This window comes from Secundilactobacillus pentosiphilus, from assembly GCF_002217985.1.
Lineage (GTDB): Bacteria > Bacillota > Bacilli > Lactobacillales > Lactobacillaceae > Secundilactobacillus > Secundilactobacillus pentosiphilus.
The window spans coordinates 1-207 of record NZ_BCMI01000106.1; the positions used below are offsets into that span (position 1 = coordinate 1).

At 54.1% G+C, this 207-nt stretch carries 1 rRNA gene; it reads right to left on the bottom strand.

Annotated elements, in window-relative coordinates:
* Positions 1–207: ribosomal RNA gene (locus tag CES81_RS13245) — 23S ribosomal RNA — on the bottom strand; the annotation flags it as partial.

Sequence of the window (207 nt, forward strand, 5' to 3'; positions counted from 1 at the left end):
TGGTCCTCCCGGATTCCGACCAGGTTTCACGTGTCTGGCCGTACTCAGGATCCTGAACTGAGGGCAGTGAATTTCGTCTACGGGGCTATCACCCGCTTTGGCCAGTCTTCCCAAACCGTTCGACTATTCGCTGCTTTGGTAACTCAAATGTTCAGTCCTACAACCCCAGGAAGCAAGCTTCCTGGTTTGGGCTGTTCCCACTTCGCT